16 protein-coding genes are annotated in these 18,580 nt (G+C 45.0%); 12 read left to right on the forward strand and 4 right to left on the reverse strand.

Annotation, left to right across the window (positions count from 1 at the left end):
• Positions 1-3 precede the first annotated feature (3 nt).
• From AAFN85_RS23680 to AAFN85_RS23705, 6 genes are all read left to right on the forward strand, one after another.
• A complete protein-coding gene (locus tag AAFN85_RS23680) occupies positions 4-1,053 on the forward strand; it encodes a family 16 glycosylhydrolase (RefSeq protein ID WP_347530202.1) in 1,050 nt (349 codons plus the stop codon).
• A 49-nt stretch (positions 1,054-1,102) separates the two neighbouring features.
• The gene (locus AAFN85_RS23685; RefSeq protein WP_347530203.1) at positions 1,103-1,996 is read left to right on the forward strand and encodes a glycoside hydrolase family 16 protein; all 894 of its coding nucleotides are present in this window, start codon (positions 1,103-1,105) and stop codon (positions 1,994-1,996) included.
• Positions 1,997-2,298: 302 nt separating this feature from the next.
• Positions 2,299-3,333, forward strand: coding sequence for a GlxA family transcriptional regulator (locus tag AAFN85_RS23690; RefSeq protein WP_347530204.1), 1,035 nt, complete (start codon positions 2,299-2,301; stop codon positions 3,331-3,333).
• 124 nt (positions 3,334-3,457) lie between these two features.
• Entirely contained in the window at positions 3,458-4,249 is a 792-nt protein-coding gene (locus tag AAFN85_RS23695; protein ID WP_347530205.1) for an alpha/beta hydrolase, read from the forward strand.
• Positions 4,250-4,259: 10 nt separating this feature from the next.
• Entirely contained in the window at positions 4,260-5,015 is a 756-nt protein-coding gene (locus AAFN85_RS23700) for an acetolactate decarboxylase (RefSeq protein WP_347530206.1), read from the forward strand.
• Positions 5,016-5,066: 51 nt separating this feature from the next.
• Complete coding sequence (locus AAFN85_RS23705; protein WP_347530208.1) at positions 5,067-5,462, forward strand: DUF1348 family protein; 396 nt, start codon at positions 5,067-5,069, stop codon at positions 5,460-5,462.
• Positions 5,463-5,536: 74 nt separating this feature from the next.
• On the opposite strand, the gene AAFN85_RS23710 is transcribed toward AAFN85_RS23705, so the two are convergent.
• Positions 5,537-7,513, reverse strand: coding sequence for an FUSC family membrane protein (locus tag AAFN85_RS23710; protein ID WP_347530209.1), 1,977 nt, complete (start codon positions 7,511-7,513; stop codon positions 5,537-5,539).
• 216 nt (positions 7,514-7,729) lie between these two features.
• Here AAFN85_RS23710 and AAFN85_RS23715 point away from each other — a divergent pair, with 216 nt between their 5' ends.
• The gene (locus tag AAFN85_RS23715; protein WP_347530210.1) at positions 7,730-10,030 is read left to right on the forward strand and encodes a PAS domain S-box protein; all 2,301 of its coding nucleotides are present in this window, start codon (positions 7,730-7,732) and stop codon (positions 10,028-10,030) included.
• Between the two features lie 167 nt (positions 10,031-10,197).
• On the opposite strand, the gene AAFN85_RS23720 is transcribed toward AAFN85_RS23715, so the two are convergent.
• Complete coding sequence (locus AAFN85_RS23720; RefSeq protein WP_347530212.1) at positions 10,198-11,634, reverse strand: DUF3863 domain-containing protein; 1,437 nt, start codon at positions 11,632-11,634, stop codon at positions 10,198-10,200.
• Positions 11,635-11,882: 248 nt separating this feature from the next.
• Here AAFN85_RS23720 and AAFN85_RS23725 point away from each other — a divergent pair, with 248 nt between their 5' ends.
• Both AAFN85_RS23725 and AAFN85_RS23730 read left to right on the forward strand, forming a co-directional pair.
• Complete coding sequence (locus AAFN85_RS23725) at positions 11,883-12,854, forward strand: aldo/keto reductase (protein WP_347530213.1); 972 nt, start codon at positions 11,883-11,885, stop codon at positions 12,852-12,854.
• A gap of 105 nt (positions 12,855-12,959) precedes the next feature.
• Complete coding sequence (locus AAFN85_RS23730; protein ID WP_347530214.1) at positions 12,960-13,718, forward strand: AraC family transcriptional regulator; 759 nt, start codon at positions 12,960-12,962, stop codon at positions 13,716-13,718.
• Between the two features lie 108 nt (positions 13,719-13,826).
• Here the strand turns inward: AAFN85_RS23730 and AAFN85_RS23735 are convergent, their stop codons facing one another.
• Both AAFN85_RS23735 and AAFN85_RS23740 read right to left on the reverse strand, forming a co-directional pair.
• Positions 13,827-15,026, reverse strand: a complete 1,200-nt coding sequence (locus tag AAFN85_RS23735; RefSeq protein ID WP_347530215.1) for a Gfo/Idh/MocA family oxidoreductase — start codon at positions 15,024-15,026, stop codon at positions 13,827-13,829.
• 4 nt (positions 15,027-15,030) lie between these two features.
• Positions 15,031-16,044, reverse strand: coding sequence for an FAD:protein FMN transferase (locus AAFN85_RS23740; RefSeq protein ID WP_347530216.1), 1,014 nt, complete (start codon positions 16,042-16,044; stop codon positions 15,031-15,033).
• 126 nt (positions 16,045-16,170) lie between these two features.
• Here AAFN85_RS23740 and AAFN85_RS23745 point away from each other — a divergent pair, with 126 nt between their 5' ends.
• The 3 genes from AAFN85_RS23745 to AAFN85_RS23755 all read left to right on the forward strand — a co-directional run bounded on the left by AAFN85_RS23745 (position 16,171) and on the right by AAFN85_RS23755 (position 18,514).
• A complete protein-coding gene (locus tag AAFN85_RS23745) occupies positions 16,171-16,947 on the forward strand; it encodes an SDR family oxidoreductase (protein WP_347530218.1) in 777 nt (258 codons plus the stop codon).
• Between the two features lie 147 nt (positions 16,948-17,094).
• Positions 17,095-17,547, forward strand: a complete 453-nt coding sequence (locus AAFN85_RS23750) for a MarR family transcriptional regulator (protein ID WP_347530219.1) — start codon at positions 17,095-17,097, stop codon at positions 17,545-17,547.
• Positions 17,548-17,587: 40 nt separating this feature from the next.
• A complete protein-coding gene (locus AAFN85_RS23755) occupies positions 17,588-18,514 on the forward strand; it encodes a DUF6268 family outer membrane beta-barrel protein (protein ID WP_347530221.1) in 927 nt (308 codons plus the stop codon).
• The last annotated feature ends 66 nt before the right edge of the window (positions 18,515-18,580 follow it).

Raw genomic sequence — 18,580 nt, forward strand, 5'->3', positions numbered from 1 at the left:
AACATGAAAAATTTACGCATATCATTATTCATTATGTTAGCCTCAGTTTTTTTTGCCGCATGCGGCAAAAAAAACGAGGGGCTGGGTTCGGTAGGAACACCACCTAAAGGGCTTGACCTGAAAGCTAGAGTAGCTACCGATGGTAGCGGCAGCGTGGCTTTTACCGCCACGGCAACCAACGCAGTAAGCTACGAGTTTGATTTGGGCAACGGTAGTTTCCAAAACTCATCCAATGGCTCCATTACATATAAATACCTTGCCGAAGGAAGCTATACCGCCAAAGTAACCGCCAAAAGCAGCACAGGTAGCACCGCGTCAAAAACGGTATCATTCAACATTTCGTTCACCAGTACCGGCGGAAACACGCCTACCTGGTCGGAAGAGTTTAATACCGATGGCGCTCCTAATGCATCTGTTTGGGGTTATAACCTTGGCGCAGGTGGCTGGGGCAATAACGAACTGGAGTACTATACAGACAGAGCTACCAACGTGGTTGTATCTGGTGGTACTTTGAAGATCACCGCCAAAAAAGAAGATTATATGGGTAGCGCTTACACTTCGGCACGTATAGTTACCGAAAACAAGCAGGTATTTAAATATGGTCGCTTAGAGATCAAAGCTAAATTACCTGCGGGCGGCGGTACCTGGCCTGCCATCTGGATGCTGGGCAGTAATTATGCTACTTCGCCATGGCCGGCCTGCGGCGAGATGGATATTATGGAGCATGTGGGTAACAACCTTAACCATGTCCTCGGTACGCTGCATTATCCGGGCCATTCGGGTGGTAACGGTAATGGAGGGGCCACAACCGTTGCAAATGCCACTACAGAGTTTCATGTGTATGGTTTGGATTGGTCGCCTACTACTATTAAAATATCTGTAGATGGCAATGTGTTCCATACCGTGGCTAACGATGGCACGCTGCCGTTTAACCAAAACTTCTTCCTGATATTGAACGTGGCTATGGGTGGTAACCTTGGCGGCGCGGTTGATCCTGCGTTTAGCAGCGCTACTATGGAAGTTGATTACGTTAGGTTCTATAAAACAAATTAATAAAACGGCCGGGCTGCAAGGCCCGGCCATTTAACCCCTATTATAATTTATGGAACTAAATAAATACAGATATAACCGGATTGTAGCGTTCGTATTCGCTGCCGCTTCGGTATCCGCTTGTTCGGCACAAAAAAAATCTACCATTGCTACTTCAACGGGTAAGGTGGTGTTTTTTGATGATTTCAACTCAGATAAGATAGACCGCAGTAAATGGAATTTTGAGATAACCGGCAAAAACAATCATTTTAATGATGAATTGCAGGCTTATGTTGATACCCCTTCAACCGCATTTATTGTACATGGAGCAGATGCCGAAGGTGCAGATGGAGGTGCTTTGGTTATCCGTCCTCAATCAGCACCGGGCTTTATTACCAAAGATGGACAACCTTTTGATTTTATATCGAGCAGGATGACCACCCAAAACAAATTCCAGTTTACCTACGGTACTGCCGAAGCCCGCATTAAATTACCCGATGGCGCTGGTCTATGGCCTGCCTGGTGGTTGTTAGGCACCGGCGAATGGCCCCACACCGGCGAAACTGACATTATGGAATACATCGGCGAAAAGGATTGGGTAAGCGCCGCCGTACACGGCAGCGGCTACAGCGGTGAAACGCCCTTTGTAAACCGTCAGTATTGGGATGCCAATAATGATGTAACCCACTGGCACACTTACGCGGTAGATTGGACACCGGATGAACTATTGTTTAAGTACGATGGTAAACTGATGTTCCGCGTAACCAAAACTATGGCGCAGCATTACGGTAAATGGGTGTTTGATAACCAGCAGTACCTCATCCTCAATTTTGCCTTAGGCGGAGGATATCCGGTAAAGATAAACGGTATTAAAAAGCCTTACGGTATGCCCGAATCAACAGTACAAATGGTAAAAAACGGCCAGGCTAAAATGCTGGTCGACTGGGTACGGGTAACCCAAAGATAATAGCCCCTAATTAATTGAAACGCCGTCGGTATTAATTATCGGCGGCTTTCTTTTTTGGGGATGTTTTCTTGATGCACACTTCCAAAAGCCCTCCGCCGTCATGCCGAATTTAATTTCGGCGCCCCACATGCAAGGTAGCTGAATTGCTTAGCATGGTTGCTTAGCGATTGGGGGGCTAAAATAAATTCAGCATGACATTCTTTTAATTTGAATGCCCTAACCACCTGGCAGGATCTGTATATTTTATGTCATTGCTGATAGCCGGATGTTGGCTTAACTTTGTCTTGTTCAATCAGATCAATATGTCAGAGCAATTAACAGGAACGCGGAAAAAAGTCATTGTAATAGTGGTACCACCGGATGTGCAGCTGATGCATGCGGCAGGACCCTGTGATGTTTTCACCTACACATCCAAGATCCTGACCGGAAGCCCGGGTTTCGAGTCGGGAGCTTATGAAGTGATAATGGCTTCTACATCTAAAGATCTGCGCGTGGTATCAAACTCGGGGATGGCTGTAGCTTGTTCAATGTCTTTTGCGGAGATCCCTTTACAAATTGACACATTGATCATCGCGGGTTCATCCGCTGTGGCCGATATGGAACAGATCAATCCTGATTTTTATACCTGGCTTACGGCAGTATATCCTTATGTGCGGCGGATGGTGGCCATATGCACAGGGGCATTTGTACTGGCAAAAGCCGGTTTACTTGATCATAAAACCGCGACTACCCATTACGAGTTTTGCCCCGTTTTAAAGCGCAGCTACCCAGAAATAAAGGTAGATACCAATCCATTTTTTGTTAAAGACGGTAAGGTGTACACATCGGGCGGGGTATCATCGGGTATTAATCTTTCATTAGCTCTGATAGAAGAAGATCACGGCCGGGACGTTGCCCTGAAAGTTGCCCGCAAGCTGGTGCTCGAGCTTAAACGCCCCGGCAACCAGGCACAATTCAGCGATTTTTTGCCTGCTTACGAGCTAAAAAGCGCGCTTGTAAAAAACCTGAGACCATGGCTAATGGAACACATAGCCCAGGAGATAAAAGTTGAACAAATGGCCGAACAGGCAAACATGAGTCCGCGAAATTTTGCACGCGTATTTTTAAACGATACTGGCCTTACCCCCGCAAAGTTCATCGAAAAGCTACGGGTGGAAGCCGCCCGAAAATACCTCGAGAACAGCGATCTCAGCATTGAACAAATTGCAGGCTTGTGCGGGTTGGGCAGCATGGTATCCATGCGCCGGGTATTTTTGCGCCATCTGGAAATATCGCCAAGTTACTACCGCAACAGTTTCCAAACAGCTTTAGGACAAGAACTGAACCTGGAGATCTAATTTTTAATTAATCAACTTATTGACAGGCTTCTACAGAAGCTTGATGGGGAATCCTTTTGTCAAAAAAATCGCAATAAAAAAAAACACAAACAACTAATAATCAAATAAATAACAAACAACAAAAATGAAATCACAATTTTTCAAAAAGCAATTCTATACACTGTTACTGTTTTTTACTGTACTGGTAAGCTTCGTCATTAATTCCCCCACCGCCCTTGCACAATCTCGGGTTAAAAACATTGTGTTGGTACACGGTGCATTGGTAGATGCTTCTACGTGGAAAAGCGTTTATCAAATCCTTACAGCCAAAGGATACCATGTTTCTGTAGTTCAAAATCCACTAACCTCGTTGGAAGATGATGTTGCTGCCGTAAACAAGATGCTCGATAAGATCAGCGGCCCCGCAATTTTGGTAGGCCATTCATGGGCGGGTGCTGTAATTACCGAAGCCGGTGTCTCGCCTAAAGTTGCGGGTTTGGTTTACGTAGCGGCATTTCAGCCGGATGCAGGCGAATCGGCTTTTAAACAATTTTCATCTGCCCCGGCATCGAAAGTAAATTGCCTTTTACCACCCGATTCTGCCGGTTTTATTTATGGCGATAAAGCCAAATTCCGTGCAGGTTTCGCAGCCGATGTTCCTGCCGATCAGGTTGCATTTATGTATGCTTCACAAATCCCGGTCGCGGTAAAAGCATTGGCCACTCCCCTAACCCAGGCTGCCTGGAAAACCAAACCAAGCTGGGGCATTGTACCAACTGCCGATCAGAGCATCAACCCTGTTATCGAGCGTGCAGCTTACAAACGTTCGGGCGCTAAAATAACCGAGATAAAAGGCGCAAGTCACTGCGTTTACATCTCGCACGCCGCCGAGGTAGCCGCGGTTATTGAAGATGCCGCTAATAAATCAATCAAATAATTTCAGTTCAATGAAAAAAGTGCTCATCTATTGCTGCCTGCTTATCCAAACTTTAAACGTAGCCTATGGCCAATCTAAAACAAAGGCAAACACATTAAATCAATATGGTATTGCCCCCATATTTTTAGGCGGATTGTTTAGGGAAGGATTATCCGTAGGCCAGCTAAAAACACGTGGCGATTTTGGGATCGCAGCTCCATCTTTAGTAGATGGTGAACTGATAGAATACAAAGGAAATATCTATCAAACTAAAGCAAACGGCGAAACAAAGCTTGCCCCGGATGCACTTAAAGTTCCCTTTGGTATGGTCTGCTTTTTTAAAGCGGATACCGCATTTCACATCAACGGGCAGATTTCACAGCAACAGGTGGAGCAGATCATCAGCGCTCAACTAAAAAACATAAATGGTATTTATGCCATCAGGATTAGCGGTGTGTTCAGCAAAATTCAAACACGGGCTTTTCATAAAGCAGATCATGAACCGTTTCCGCCAGTTGCTGAAATACAGGCAGCACAACAATTGTTCAACTATACTACAATAAAAGGAACAATGATTGGCTACCGCATGCCTGCATACATGAGCGGGCTAAGCGGGACCGGATATCACTTTCACTTTATATCCAATGATACCGAAAAAGGCGGACATGTATTATCCTATTCACCACAGGCCATTTTGGTTGAGATAGCACTTATGAAAAACTTTTCGCTGGAAGTACCGAACGACCCGGCATTCAGAACATACCAGGCAGCAAGCACTGCAAGGTAACCATGACCTTATACTTCAACCTTTGATCAAACAACATCTAAAAACAAACAAATGAAAGCAGAAAAACACCTGCCGCTGCCACCATGGGATATGGATAGCGCGGCCCAAAAACTTCAATTATTAGAACAGGCCTGGAATACATTGAACCCAGACAAAGTAGCTGAGTTTTACACCGAAAATGCCGAGGTACGTTACGGAACAGAATTTTTAACCGGACGCGAAGAGCTAAAAAACTTCCTAACACAATTATGGCAGCAACAATTAGGCTTTAAACTAAAGCTGGACCTATGGGGCGCGCTTAAAGGCCGCATGGCTGTAAGGTTTACTACCGAATGGCATGATGCCGCCGGAGTGGATTACAAAAGTTTTGGTGTACAGGTATTTCAATTTAACGATGACGGATTTGCAGAGATGAATTTCGCCAGTTATAATGACCTGCCTCTTTAATTAACCCCTATTATCAGGAGGGCGGCTAATGCCGCTCTCCTATTTTTAATTAAATTTGTCTCTACCCAAAACAACTAACGCAGTTGCATCAGTTCGTTAACTAAAGCCTCTAACAGATCTGCACCTTTTAACAGGCCCGCGTTATTTGCTGCAAACTCAACAGGTTTATCAGCCTGATCATAAAATTTCAAACTGGCCAAAGCCCTTTGCGCTGTTTCGGTAGCGATGAGGCGGGGTGCCAAAAACAAAGAAATGATCACGGCGTTAATGCGATAATTTAATATCTGGATCCACTCAAACTTTTGCAGATCAACCTTACGTGGCTCAACCCGCGCATGACGGAGGCCTTCCGACAATCGCGCTAAACGCAAATGCGCCTCCTTCCGGGCTAACCAGATCTCGGGAGTAGGCTTGCCATTAACTACCGCCTCCAGGAACAGACGGTTCCCCTCTACTGCCAAATGTGCCAGGTCGTCCAATTCTTTATTTGTCCAAACAGGGAAAATAAAGATCCCGATAAAAGTTAATCCACAACCAGCCAACGAATACCATAACCGTGCGGAAACAATGGCTGTTGGATGACCATGATATAAACTCAAACAGATCACCACGCAAATAGTGATACCGGTTACACTCCATGCATAGGCATAGCGGTTCCAGGCAAAAAAGCATAACAGACCTAAAGCCGCGATCACCAGCAAAACAACAGCGGGTTTTATTACAAAAAGCAACAAGCTTGCAATTAATACCCCGGCGAAAGTCCCGGATAGCCGTTCGAGATTACGCTGCCAGGTTAGCGCCAGCTTGGGCCTTGCCACTATTACAATGGTGAGCAATAGCCAATAACTATACTGATTCGGCGCGAAAAGCAAAGTAGCCCCATACCCTATCGCAAACAACAAAGTAAGGCGAAGCGAAAAGCGCAACACCGGCGAGCGGAAATTGAGATGCGCAATAAACCTTGAAAAATAACTTCCCCCATCCGGTAAAAACACACCCGGATCTGGCAGCACCTCATCGCGCAATTCCTCATTGATAGCAATTTGAGCTGATAAACGCCGGATAGCGGCGGTATTAACCAATATGCCTTTTATAACAGTCGCGTCTTCTTTTACTAAATTATCGGCAATCGCAGTTAACTGATCATTGAGTTCGATAAATTGATCATCGTTTCCCCCTAAATTTAAAGTGGCAGACAAAGGAACAATGCGGCTTAAAACTCCTACTTCTGCAGATAATAAGTTGATAAGTTTTGCCGACAAACTTAACGCTTCGGTATGCGCCAATCGTCCGCGTACTACAGCGTAATCATAATGCATTGCGGTAACTTGCTCGTATAAGCCGATCACCCTGATAGCCGTACCCAATAGTTTTTTGGCGTTCCGGCGATCGCTCAGCAGTAATTGTCTTATCAGTTCCTGCTTTTCGGATACGCGCAGGTGCAGGGCGATGGTTTGACGGTAAGCTTCATCAAGCGGTATGGCAGGATCATAGCATGCGGCTTTAGCTTTCAGGAAATCGGCAGTGGCTGCTAAAGCTTCGCGCAGGGCCTGGTGCAGTGAACGGTAGGGCCATATCAAGACCTGCAATATACTCACCACATAAAACCAAAGCCCACCGGTAACAATGAAAGCGCTGAACAACAAGGGATCTTTAGGACGTAACCCCAAAGTGAACACCATCAGCACAATCCCCATTGTACCGGCAACTCCCGATCTGCCGCCCATGGCCGCAGTCATCGAAAGTACAAAAGTGAGTATCACTATTGCGATACCCGTTGTTAAAGGAGTTGATAACCCGACCGAAAACACCAACGATACAACGAAGAATATCACAAGGCTTTGCAAGGCCGTAAGCGCTTTTTGCCGCCTGTTCCCCGGCAGATCAGTAAGGCTAATGAGCAAGGCCCCGACGCCTATGCCAATACCCGCCTGGCGATAGCTGTTATATAGCAAAACAATAGGCAATAGTACTATAATAGTATTACGCAGGGCATCAGCTACGTTTTCGGGTAAGCGAAAATGAAAAAGGGGTATTTTCAGGTTTAACACAATGCAAACTTAAGCAATACTTACAGCTAAAAACAAGCACGGTAGTTTGCCTAAAGAGTTTAGGATTGATATTCATGTTTTAAGCAGAGTCTTCACAAAAAAGCACATTAATTATTAAGTTAATTGTTAACTTAACAGCGCATTTTTGTGCGACTACTATCTATGGAACACCGCTTTAACCGAAATCTTAAACTCGGCTATAGTTTTTCTTTTTGTATGCTGATGCTTGTCGGCATCCTATCTTACCTGTTTATCCAAAACCTATTGAGCAGCAATAACGAAGTAGCTCATAGTAACCTCATTATCCAAAAGTTAGAGCGAACGCTTTCGCTGATGAAAGATGCTGAGACCGGTCAGCGGGGGTACCTGCTTACAGGTCGCGAGGGTTTCCTGGCTCCTTATCGTGGTGCTTATCCGCAGGCGCTGCAATTGGTAAAAGAGGCTACCGAACTTACACAGGATAATCCGCAACAGCAGGCAAATATGGCCGATATCCGCGAGGTGATGGAAAAGCGGATGAATATTTTACAATTAGTAGTTGAAAAACGACAGCAAAAATTAAAAGTAGACGAAACTGATTTTGATGCCGGAAAAAATGCGATGGACGATCTGCGCCAGGCAATAGACAAAGCCGAACGCACCGAAGCAGCACTATTAAATGAACGGGCCGCCGTACTTGATAAATACGCTTTTTGGACACCTTTGTTAATTGTTAACGCTATTATATTGGCGCTCGCTATAGGCATCTTCTCCTATGTGCGTGTTATACGCGACCTGAACGAAAAGGAGCGCCTGCGTACAGAACTCCAGGCTAAAGAAGAAGAAACCGCGGCATTTAACGAAGAGCTGACTGCTGCCAACGAAGAGATCTCTGCCACCAATGAAGAACTGACCGCCATTAATGAAGAGCTGACCGAAGCCCGCGAGGAGTTAGCAGCCACCAACGATTCGTTGGAGATAAAAGTGGTTGAGCGTACCAAAGCATTACAGGAGAGCGAAGAAGAAACCCAGGCCCTTAACGAAGAACTGACCGCCATAAATGAAGAATTAGCCGCCGCCAACGAAGAGTATATAGCCACAAACGAAGAATTACTTCGCGCACGCGGCGAACTGGAAAAAAGCGAACGCTTGTTCAGAACCATAGCTCAAAACATCCCCGGATCATTGATCATGGTAGTTGGGCAAGATCACCATGTGATAGCTTTAGAAGGCAATTTATTTGAGCGCCTAAATTACAACGCCGCCGAAGGACAAGGCAAACACCTTAGCGAGGTAACCTCACCCGAACGTTACGCCGCTAACGTTGATCTGTATGAGCGCGTGCTGGCAGGCGAACAATTCAGGATAATGCGCAAAGGTGCCGACCTGAAAGATTACCAGGTTGATTTTGTGCCCCTGAATGATGATAAAGGAAACATTTATGCAGGCTTGATCATTGCCCTTGACGTTACCGACCTAAACGAGGGTCGCGAACGCAGCGCTAAATTGGCCGCCATTGTCGAGTCATCAAACGATGCCATCATCAGTAAAACCTTTGATGGTATCATTACCAGCTGGAACAGTGGTGCCGAAAGGATGTACGGCTATTCGGAAGAGGAAATGATAGGCGAATCGATCCTGAAACTGGTACCTGAGGACAGGCATGAAGAAGAACCGGAACTCATTGATCGCTTACGTAACGGCGAACGCATTCAGCATTTTGAAACTATCCGTTTGCGAAGGGATGGCAGTACGTTAGATGTTTCGCTAACCGTTTCGCCTGTAAGGGATGCCGAAGGAAATCTCACCGGTATTTCCAAAATAGCGCGTGATATCTCCGAGCAGAAAAGGGACGAGATGCGCAAAAACGATTTCATTGGCATGGTAAGCCATGAGCTGAAAACGCCGCTTACATCGCTCACGGCCATGATACAAATGCTGAGCATCAAACTGCAAAGTAATGAAGACCCGTTTGTGCCATCGGCCCTTGATAAATCAAACCTCCAGATCAGGAAGATGACGTCCATGATCAATGGCTTCCTGAATATGTCGCGACTTGAATCAGGGAAGATCGTGATAGAAAAAACTTTGTTTAGGTTGGATGAACTGATCGGCGAAATGGTAAATGAAACGAAGCTTACCGTTGCTGATCGGATTTTCCAGTTAGGTGATAGCGCCGGGTTAGAGATTACTGCTGATAGAGATAAAATTGGCTCGGTGATCTCCAATCTGCTCAGCAACGCCGTAAAATATTCATCAAAAGGAAAACAGATCAGCATCAGTTGGGGAATTGAGGCTAACAATACCAAAGTAAGTATAAGCGATGAAGGCATAGGCATTAAAGCCGATGATCTGAATAAGCTATTTGAGCGCTATTACCGGGTAAGTAATGAGCAAACAAGGCATATCTCCGGTTTCGGTATTGGTTTGTATTTAAGTGCTGAAATCATTACTCTTCATAATGGAAGACTTTGGGCGGAGAGTGAACCGGGTGAAGGTTCAACTTTTCACTTTACGTTGCCATTGAGTGAGGGTTGATTAAGTTAGATTTATGTTTCTCTTAAAGACGTCATTGCGAGGTACGAAGCAATCCCAGATTAGCAGAGTGGCTATACAAATCCACCCTGTATAGTTTGGGATTGCTTCGTACCTCGCAATGACGAGATGGTTATAAATTGGCGTTTATAACCAAAATAGGACAATACCTATTTAAACAACCCCGGATAATACTTCGCGATCATATCTTTCTCATCATTCTTCAACTCGGTTATCAAAACCGGGGTATCCTGAGGCCTCACTCCTTTTTGATTGATGCGGTTCATTAGGCTCCAATCCTTTACCGGTTTTTCGGGTGATGGATCGGCTGGTTCCTGGGCGGGGAGATCGTAGCGGGTAAAATCAACCACCATTTCAGGTGTATTTTTATGCCAGTTGCGGAGTGTGGCCAACCTGAACTCGCGGTTCATGTACCATTTTATCTCCTTATCACCCCATGAGTTACCAATTCCGAGGCCTTTTTCTTCAAAGCGATAGTTCCACTTACTGTTATCTTTATACTGGTTACGCCAGATCTCGCCGTATTCGCCAAAGGTGATGAACTTTACATCCGGCCAGCGTTGTACTGTACCGCTTGTCCATTTTTCTAATGCCCGGTAAGCAAGGGTATCGTCCCAATTTTTACGCTCGGCTATTTTCACAAGTGCAGCTTCCCAAATGTTCGGGATCCATCCAAAACCATTCAGCTCAAAACCACGATCAAAGTGAAGTGATTGGGTATGCATTACCGAGTAATGGCCAATCTCCAGGCCCCAATCGCCATAACTTTCAATGGGGCCAACTCCACGTCTGCTGGCCGCGCCGTTAAAAGGTGTAGTACCCCAAACATTGCCACTTTGCAGGGCACATAAAAAATCAACACTCCAGCCATCAAGATTTACGCAATCAATAAAGTCGCTTTTACCTTGCGCGGGTTTACAAAAATGTTGCTTTGAGGGATAGAATGGGTACGACGGCGAACCATCCGCGCCGCCTCCGTCAGTTTCATGCTGGCTCCAGATCACGGCGTGGGCTACGTGGATCTTTTCTTTCTCGGCCAAATAAGCCAGGTTATCGGCAGATAAAAAACCGCCCATTATACCTTTAGGCCTGTAGCTCTTACCAACCATGGCGGTGATGCGCTGCAGGGCCTCGGTCATTTCCTGGTTTACCCTGTGGCGGGGCAAATACATAGCAGGAAAATATCCGGGGAAGTATGAAACCTCATCGCCATACTTTTGCTGGCACTCAATTACGTAGTTACGGATATCTACATAATTTTGTCGTTTATCTTCAAGAGCATTCAGGGTAAAACCCCATGTCAGCCTGCCGCCGGGAACATTTTTGGCAAAGATCTCCCTTAAATTTTTCACAACCTCAAGCGTATGTGCAAAACCTTCGTCGCGGTTTATCAGTTTCACATCGCGCGATACCTCCCAGGGCGAGGTACGGATCATGATGCAAAAAGTAACAAAACGGCCACCCATTAGTTGCATTGGCTGATCGATATTTAAAAGTCCCAACTGATTAGCTTTCCCTATCAAGGGATTAGATAATACCGCGGCGCTGCCCAATAATGAGTTTTTAACAAAAGTTCTTCTTTCCATTAGGTTGTGATTGTTGGCCCTAAAGTAGTTATTATTTATTTTTTTCGTAAAGACGCATCACATGCGTCTCCTTTAGTACAAGCAACCTTGCACAATTACCATCTTCCGTAACTTGCAACCGGCAGACGCGTTTAATGCGTTTCTACAGAAAGAGAACCTTTGAGCCATACAGACAAGTAAATTGAGCCATGCACGAAATTCCCACCTAAACAAAAGCCCTCATCTTTGTTTTAAATAAAATATCAGTAATGGAAAACATCACAAAAATAAATCTTGGTAAAAATGGCCCATTGGTTTCAAAGCTTGGCTTGGGCTGTATGCGCATGTCGTCAGTTTGGGGCAGCAAAGCCAATGATGAAAACGAAAGTATCGCCACCATCCAGGCGGCATTAGATAGTGGCATCAACTTTTTAAATACCGGCGATTTTTATGGTGCCGGCCATAACGAATTATTGGTAGGTAAAGCCATTAAAGGTCGTAGGGATGATGCCTTCATCAGCGTAAAATTTGGTGCTATTTTTTACAATGGCCAATGGCTTGGGTTAGATTTGAGGCCGATCGCCATCAAAAACTTTATTAATTATTCTTTAGTTCGATTAGGCATAGATACCATCGACCTTTACCAACCCTGCCGTTTAGATAACAGCGTACCGGTTGAGGATGTGATAGGCACAGTTGCCGATTTGATAAAAGAAGGTAAAGTGCGCCACCTTGGTGTCTCTGAGATCACTGCCGATCAGCTCCGTAAAGCAAATAGCGTACACCCGGTATCAGCGTTAGAGATAGGCTACTCATTAGCCGACCGCCAGATAGAAAATGATCTGCTCCCTACCGCTAAAGAGTTAGGCATTGGCGTAGTAGCTTTCGCCAACACGGCCGAAGGTTTACTGACCGGCGATATGAAAGCACCACTCCCGGCCAATAGCTACCACAACCATTTTTCACGTTTCCAGGGAGAAAACCTGGTGAAAAACCTGGAAAAGGTTGAAGTATTAAAACAAATGGCCAGCGATAAAGGCTACACACCTACTCAACTGGCTATTGCATGGGTAAACGCGCAAGGCGATGATATTATGCCGCTGGTAAGCATGAGCAAAAGAACACGCCTGCCCGAAAATATCCAGGCTATGTCGATTGCTTTTAGCGCCGATGAATTAAATACACTCAATACTGAGTTTGCACAGGGTGCCATATTGGGCGGTACTTACCTGCAACGATAAATTGGGATGGGGCTGCATAAGCCCCTCCTGTTTTTATATATTTACATAGTGACCAATCCAACCGAAATAATTCCCGGCGTTATCTTTTATTCTTTTTTCTCGAGCATGAGAAAAGAGAAGGTGGGCTTTTTTGCGCATAGTACACTTGTGCTACAGGTTTCCGGGCAGTTCAGCATGGAAACCGCCTATCAAAAAATTTCGATGAAAGGCGGCGAAATGATGCTGATCCGCAAAAATCAGTTAGGCGAACTGATCAAGATGCCAATTGATGGCGGCGATTATCAAACCATCATTATCTGCCTCAAAGAGGATATGCTGCGCCAGCTTGCCCTTGAAGAAGGAATTGAAGCAAACAGAAAATATACCGGGCTGCCCAATATCCGGATCCCCGAAAATGAGTTTTTACGCGGCTTCTTTCAATCCGTGCTTCCCTATGTACGCAACCCCCACGAAAATATAACCAAGCACCTCGGCATGCTGAAAGTTAGGGAAGCCGTACAATTGCTGCTGCATACCCAACCCGAACTAAAAGATTTCCTGTTCGATTTTTCGGAACCTCACAAGATCGACCTTGAAAAATTTATGCTCAGCAATTTTCATTTTAATGTACCGGTAGAGAAATTCGCGCAGTTAACAGGTCGTAGTTTAGCCGGATTCAAACGAGATTTTCAAAAAACTTTCGATGCCTCGCCCCGGCACTGGCTGCAACTAAAAAGGCTTACCGAAGCCCGTCACCTTATCGAACACAAAAACAGGAAACCCTCCGAAATATACCTCGACCTGGGTTTTGAGAGCCTCGCTCATTTTTCGCATTCGTTTAAAAAAGAGTTTGGGAAAGCACCAACTGAATTGGTGCACCAGTAGTCAGAACCGGGATTTGGGGAGATTTTTGGGATTAGTAGGATTTTAATTTTTTGATTAAAAGCAACACCATGCCATTGATAATGGTTGGTGCTGCTATCCCTTTAACCATTACCCTATTTTATAATTACTATCCCAACTGCATATTTTCTGGCTGTACAAAGCCTGGTTGGCCAAATGTACACTTATAGCGGTGCGGGCACCGGTAAATACATTACTATCGGGCAGTTGATTATGCTGTATTTTTTGATAGAAATCGTTAAAGGCATACCATGTGCCGTCTTTAGTGGCTTCGGGTAGTATGGGTGTACCGCCATCTTTATTCCATACAATGCGGGTTGCGCCGGTTACACCATCTATTGTTCCTTTTTCGCTTAATAGCTTTTTTTCCGGGTAGAACATACCCTGATCGGTAAGCAGCGAAACCGTACCTAACGTGCCTTTTATCTTGAACAGGTACCCATCGTGCGCGTTGCCGCACATAGCGCCAAAGTTGCCCACCATACCCTGCTCGGGATAGCGAAGCATGAGTTGTACGTTATCATAAGTTTCACGCCCGTCTTTAAAAACATCGATGCCTCCAGTCGCGAAAAACTCTTGCGGATGGGTATTGAATGCCCAGTTAATGAAATCGATCTGGTGCGAAAGCAGTTCGGCGACTAATCCACCCGAGTATTCTTTGTACATGCGCCAGTTGATGGCACGCTCCAACGATGGGTTTGGCACCGGTCGACGCCAGTTACCGTTGCGGTCCCAGCGGCAATCTACCTGTGTAACTTTACCCAGGTACCCTTTCTCTATCATCTCTTTAACCCGGTAATACAGTGGCGAATACCGGTACTGGTGCCCTACCTGCAAAACCTGTTTATCGCGACCCTGCATCTGTTTCACTAAGTCAAGCGCCTGATCTATGGTGTAGGTCATTGTTTTTTCGAGATATAGGTGCTTTCCTGAGTTGATCACCGCTGTTGCTACCGGGTGGTGCAGGTGTAGGGGAACAGCTACTATAACCGCTTCCACTTCTTTATCATCCAACAACTTGCGGTAATCTGTGTAGGTTTTCAGCGTACCGGTTTTGCTTATCTTTTGCGCGGCGGTAAGCCTGAAATCAAGCACATCACATATCGAAACCATCCTAAACTGATTGGGCATTACGTTAAGGATGTTCATAATGCCTGTACCGCGGTCGCCGCAGCCTATTACAGCTATTTTTATCGGGTTATTATAGTTTGTTAGCGCGCTGAGGCTATTGCTAAGCAGCAGGCCACCACCAAGCAGGCCTGTATTTTTTAAAAAAGTTCGTCTCTCCATTATTTCAGTTCAGTTTTGGATGTCCTTTAAAATAAGTGCTTACCGTATCAGTGACAACGCCATTGGGTTTCCGGTAAACTATATAAGCGCCCATCTCTTTATGCTTTGATAAAAAAGCCATCGTGCGTTTCAAGCCCATCGCCATAAAACCATTATCGTATCCATCGGCGGTGATGGCATTTTTAGCATAAACGGTAATGCTGATCATCTCGTTCTGCACCGGGTAACCTGTTAGGGGATCCATCAGGTGCGAGATCTGTTTACCGCCGGCCTCATGATGCTTACGATAATTGCCAGATGTAGTGATGGCACCGTCTCCCGGTTCGATTACTTTGCGCATCGGTGCCGGATCCAGGTCATCGCCGGTGATGCCTTCAATTCCTACCTTAAAAGGTTCGTTGCCGGGCTTTTGCCCTTTAATACGCAACTCGCCGCCAAGCTCGATGAGATAACTATTGATATGATGACGCTCTAACAAGTCTGCCAGCAGATCAACCGAATACCCCTGAGCAATTCCGTTAAGATCAAGTTGTATATGGAGATTTCTTTTTGATAAAAAATTGCCTTTAAGGCTAATTTTATCCAGGCCAACGTAACGCAATATATTTTTTATTTCTTCTTTACCTGGTTCATGATCGGGTTTCTTTACACCAAATCCCCAGGCATCAACTAATGGCTTTACAGTTGGATCTACCAAACCAGCGGTAGCGCGGTTAATTTGCCGGACATGAATGACCAGGGTTTTGAAAATTCCATCAACCTCCACTCCTTTTTCCGAACGATTAAACCTTGAAATAAGTGAGTTAGGCTGATACAGCGATACCGACCTGTCAAAGTTTTGCAGCAAGCTATCGGTTTGCCCCTGTGTAACCAGGCTATCGGCCGCATAATATACTATGTTATAGGTTGTTCCTTGCGCGTAGCCGCTAAGCTCAAAACGGCGTACTTCGCCTTTCTTAACAAAAGCGCAAAACAATAGCACAAGGCAAAAAGCAACTGTCAGTAATACATTTTTCATAGTTTGACAGTCAAATGTAATGTTCCTTATCGTTTTTTTCTTCATTTTTGATGATAAGCTCATCGTAACAGTTTAGCGACATAACTGCCGAAACAACAGTGGCAGCAAATTTTAAAACCCTTACCTATGAACCTCGGATTAAACGAAAAAGTAGCCGTAGTACTGGCAGCAAGTAAAGGACTCGGAAAAGCATCAGCATTGACATTAGCCGCCGAGGGCGCGAAAGTGATCATCGGCTCCCGCAATATCAACGAACTGAATGCAGCTGCAGATGAGATCCGTAGTCAAACAAGCAACGAAGTGCATAGCATCCAGGTAGATGTTACCGATGCCGAACAATTAGAAGCTTTTATTAACGAGGCAGGCAACATTTATGGCCGGATAGATATACTTGTTAACAACGCGGGTGGCCCTCCCTTCGGCAAATTCGAAAGCTTTGACGATACGCAATGGCAACAGGCTTTTGAGCAAAACATGCTGAGTTTTGTACGTACATCGCGGCTGGTATTGCCGTTTATGAAACCCACCGGTAGCGGCCGTATTATTAATGTTATCAGCGGTTCGGTTAAATCGGTGCTGGCCAATTCAGTACTATCTACCTCCATGCGCATGGCTGTTATTGGAACCGCTAAAATGCTGGCCGATGAACTGGGCGCTTATGGCATCACCGTTAATAACGTAGCCCCAGGGTTGATATTTACTGACAGGATCAAACACACCCTACCCCAGGATATTGATCCGGAAGAAGCAATCAAAGAGAAAACTAAAAGCATCCCGCTGGGGCGCATTGGCAAACCGGAAGAGTTTGCGGCGTTAGTGGCTTTCCTTGCATCGGCACAGGCTGCATATATTAGCGGTACCACCATCCAAATTGATGGTGGTGCAAGCCGCGCTATTCTTTAAGCCATCCTTTTGTGCCACTACCCGCTATCCTCAAAACAGTAGGTAGTGGCCGCACCTTACAGCAGCGCAAATATCGATCTTACAAAGAGGGAAAATTGTTTTCAATATAATTGGTTGATATATCAACCAATTATATACTTTTGTATCATGATTAATAAAGCTGGTCGTCCAACACCTCCTTCCCTGCTGGCCCAAATTGGTTCCCTTTACCACAGGATCTATAAAGAATGTGATAAACTTTTCAGGGAACACGATTTCCCTCTTCAAATGGATCAGATCCCCGTTTTGATGAGTTTATACTACTCGGGCGGAGCAACTCAAAAAGATATTGTAACATCCCTTGGTCGCGACAAGGCATCTGTTAACAGAACAATATCTTTCCTGTTAAAAAACGGGTTGGTTAAAGTAATACAAGACACCACCGACAAGAGAAAAACACAGGTAGAATTAACCCCCCAAGGAGAAAGTTTAGCTGAGCAGGCCGACGTAATGCTTGCAAAATTTGACGTAGTGCTCTCTGCAGATTTAACCGACAACGAAAAAGGAGAGTTTAATAAAACGATGCTGAAATTGATCGAAACAGTAACCCCATGCAAATGATGTAGCGCTTTCTCTCGTCTACCAAAAACAAATTAACAACATGAAAAGACTTCTTTTTTTGATGGGCATTTTATTGCCCCTGGCCGGCTATTGCCAAAATTCTGACACGAGCAGTACCCGCAAAAAGCTCACAACAACTGCTCCTTTTTTGGGTGGAGTGAGTGTATCTGATATGGTAACCTCGGTTAATACCAATGGTAATACCTTTACTATACAACAACCCATTGCCGATATTGGCTTCCCGGTATATAAAGATTTTTCAACCGGGCATCCCCTACTGATAAAAGCAGGCATCCGTTACCAGGGCCTTTATCTTTCGGGCGAAGAAAATATTGGTGGCAATGCTTTTCATTCCATCACGGTTCCTTTGCTTTTGAATTATTCATTTTCGCAAACCACCAGCATATCATTTGTAGGCGTAGCTACTGCAGGATCGGATTTTAAGCAAAATATAGATGCCAATGATATCTTGTACACCGTAGGCATCCGGTTAGGCTTTCGTCCGTCCAAATCATTCAGGTACGGAGTTACGCTTGCTTATATGAGTAATTATACCGGAAAGTTCATTCTTCCGTTACCGGATATTGATTGGGCCATTAGCGATAAATTAAGCTTCGCCGGTATCATTCCGGCCAGGGCATCATTAAAATATAAGCTATCGGCATCGCAATCTTTTGGTGTTACCGCCTCATTAAATGGCAGTATGTACCGCCTTAACGAAGGCGCAACCGATCAATACATTCATTTACGCCAAAGCAGCGGCGGACTGATTTATGACCTGAAACTTGCCCGCAGATGGAAGCTAAACCTTATAGCCGGGCGCACATTTTCACAACGACTGGAAACATTTAACCTCGATCAAAAAGTATCATTTAACGGGTTTACCAAACTAAATGATCGTATTGCCAATATCTCCTATCGCCAAAATTCATTTTTATTTCAGGGCGGATTGAGTTATGAATTTTAGGATAAAAAACATATAAACTACTCTATTATTAATCCCCTATTAAACAACAAGGCCTTCCTAGAAACG

The organism is Mucilaginibacter sp. CAU 1740, from assembly GCF_039839285.1.
Taxonomy (GTDB): domain Bacteria; phylum Bacteroidota; class Bacteroidia; order Sphingobacteriales; family Sphingobacteriaceae; genus Mucilaginibacter.

Excerpts from the sequence above, each read along its gene's own strand:
- AAFN85_RS23680 (WP_347530202.1), top strand. The coding sequence starts at position 4 with ATGAAAAATTTACGCATATCATTATTCATTATGTTAGCCTCAGTTTTT.
- AAFN85_RS23685 (WP_347530203.1), top strand. The coding sequence starts at position 1,103 with ATGGAACTAAATAAATACAGATATAACCGGATTGTAGCGTTCGTATTC.
- AAFN85_RS23690 (WP_347530204.1), top strand. The coding sequence starts at position 2,299 with ATGTCAGAGCAATTAACAGGAACGCGGAAAAAAGTCATTGTAATAGTG.
- AAFN85_RS23695 (WP_347530205.1), top strand. The coding sequence starts at position 3,458 with ATGAAATCACAATTTTTCAAAAAGCAATTCTATACACTGTTACTGTTT.
- AAFN85_RS23700 (WP_347530206.1), top strand. The coding sequence starts at position 4,260 with ATGAAAAAAGTGCTCATCTATTGCTGCCTGCTTATCCAAACTTTAAAC.
- AAFN85_RS23705 (WP_347530208.1), top strand. The coding sequence starts at position 5,067 with ATGAAAGCAGAAAAACACCTGCCGCTGCCACCATGGGATATGGATAGC.
- AAFN85_RS23715 (WP_347530210.1), top strand. The coding sequence starts at position 7,730 with ATGCTGATGCTTGTCGGCATCCTATCTTACCTGTTTATCCAAAACCTA.
- AAFN85_RS23720 (WP_347530212.1), bottom strand. The coding sequence starts at position 11,634 with ATGGAAAGAAGAACTTTTGTTAAAAACTCATTATTGGGCAGCGCCGCG.
- AAFN85_RS23725 (WP_347530213.1), top strand. The coding sequence starts at position 11,883 with ATGGAAAACATCACAAAAATAAATCTTGGTAAAAATGGCCCATTGGTT.
- AAFN85_RS23730 (WP_347530214.1), top strand. The coding sequence starts at position 12,960 with ATGAGAAAAGAGAAGGTGGGCTTTTTTGCGCATAGTACACTTGTGCTA.
- AAFN85_RS23735 (WP_347530215.1), bottom strand. The coding sequence starts at position 15,026 with ATGGAGAGACGAACTTTTTTAAAAAATACAGGCCTGCTTGGTGGTGGC.
- AAFN85_RS23740 (WP_347530216.1), bottom strand. The coding sequence starts at position 16,044 with ATGAAAAATGTATTACTGACAGTTGCTTTTTGCCTTGTGCTATTGTTT.
- AAFN85_RS23745 (WP_347530218.1), top strand. The coding sequence starts at position 16,171 with ATGAACCTCGGATTAAACGAAAAAGTAGCCGTAGTACTGGCAGCAAGT.
- AAFN85_RS23750 (WP_347530219.1), top strand. The coding sequence starts at position 17,095 with ATGATTAATAAAGCTGGTCGTCCAACACCTCCTTCCCTGCTGGCCCAA.
- AAFN85_RS23755 (WP_347530221.1), top strand. The coding sequence starts at position 17,588 with ATGAAAAGACTTCTTTTTTTGATGGGCATTTTATTGCCCCTGGCCGGC.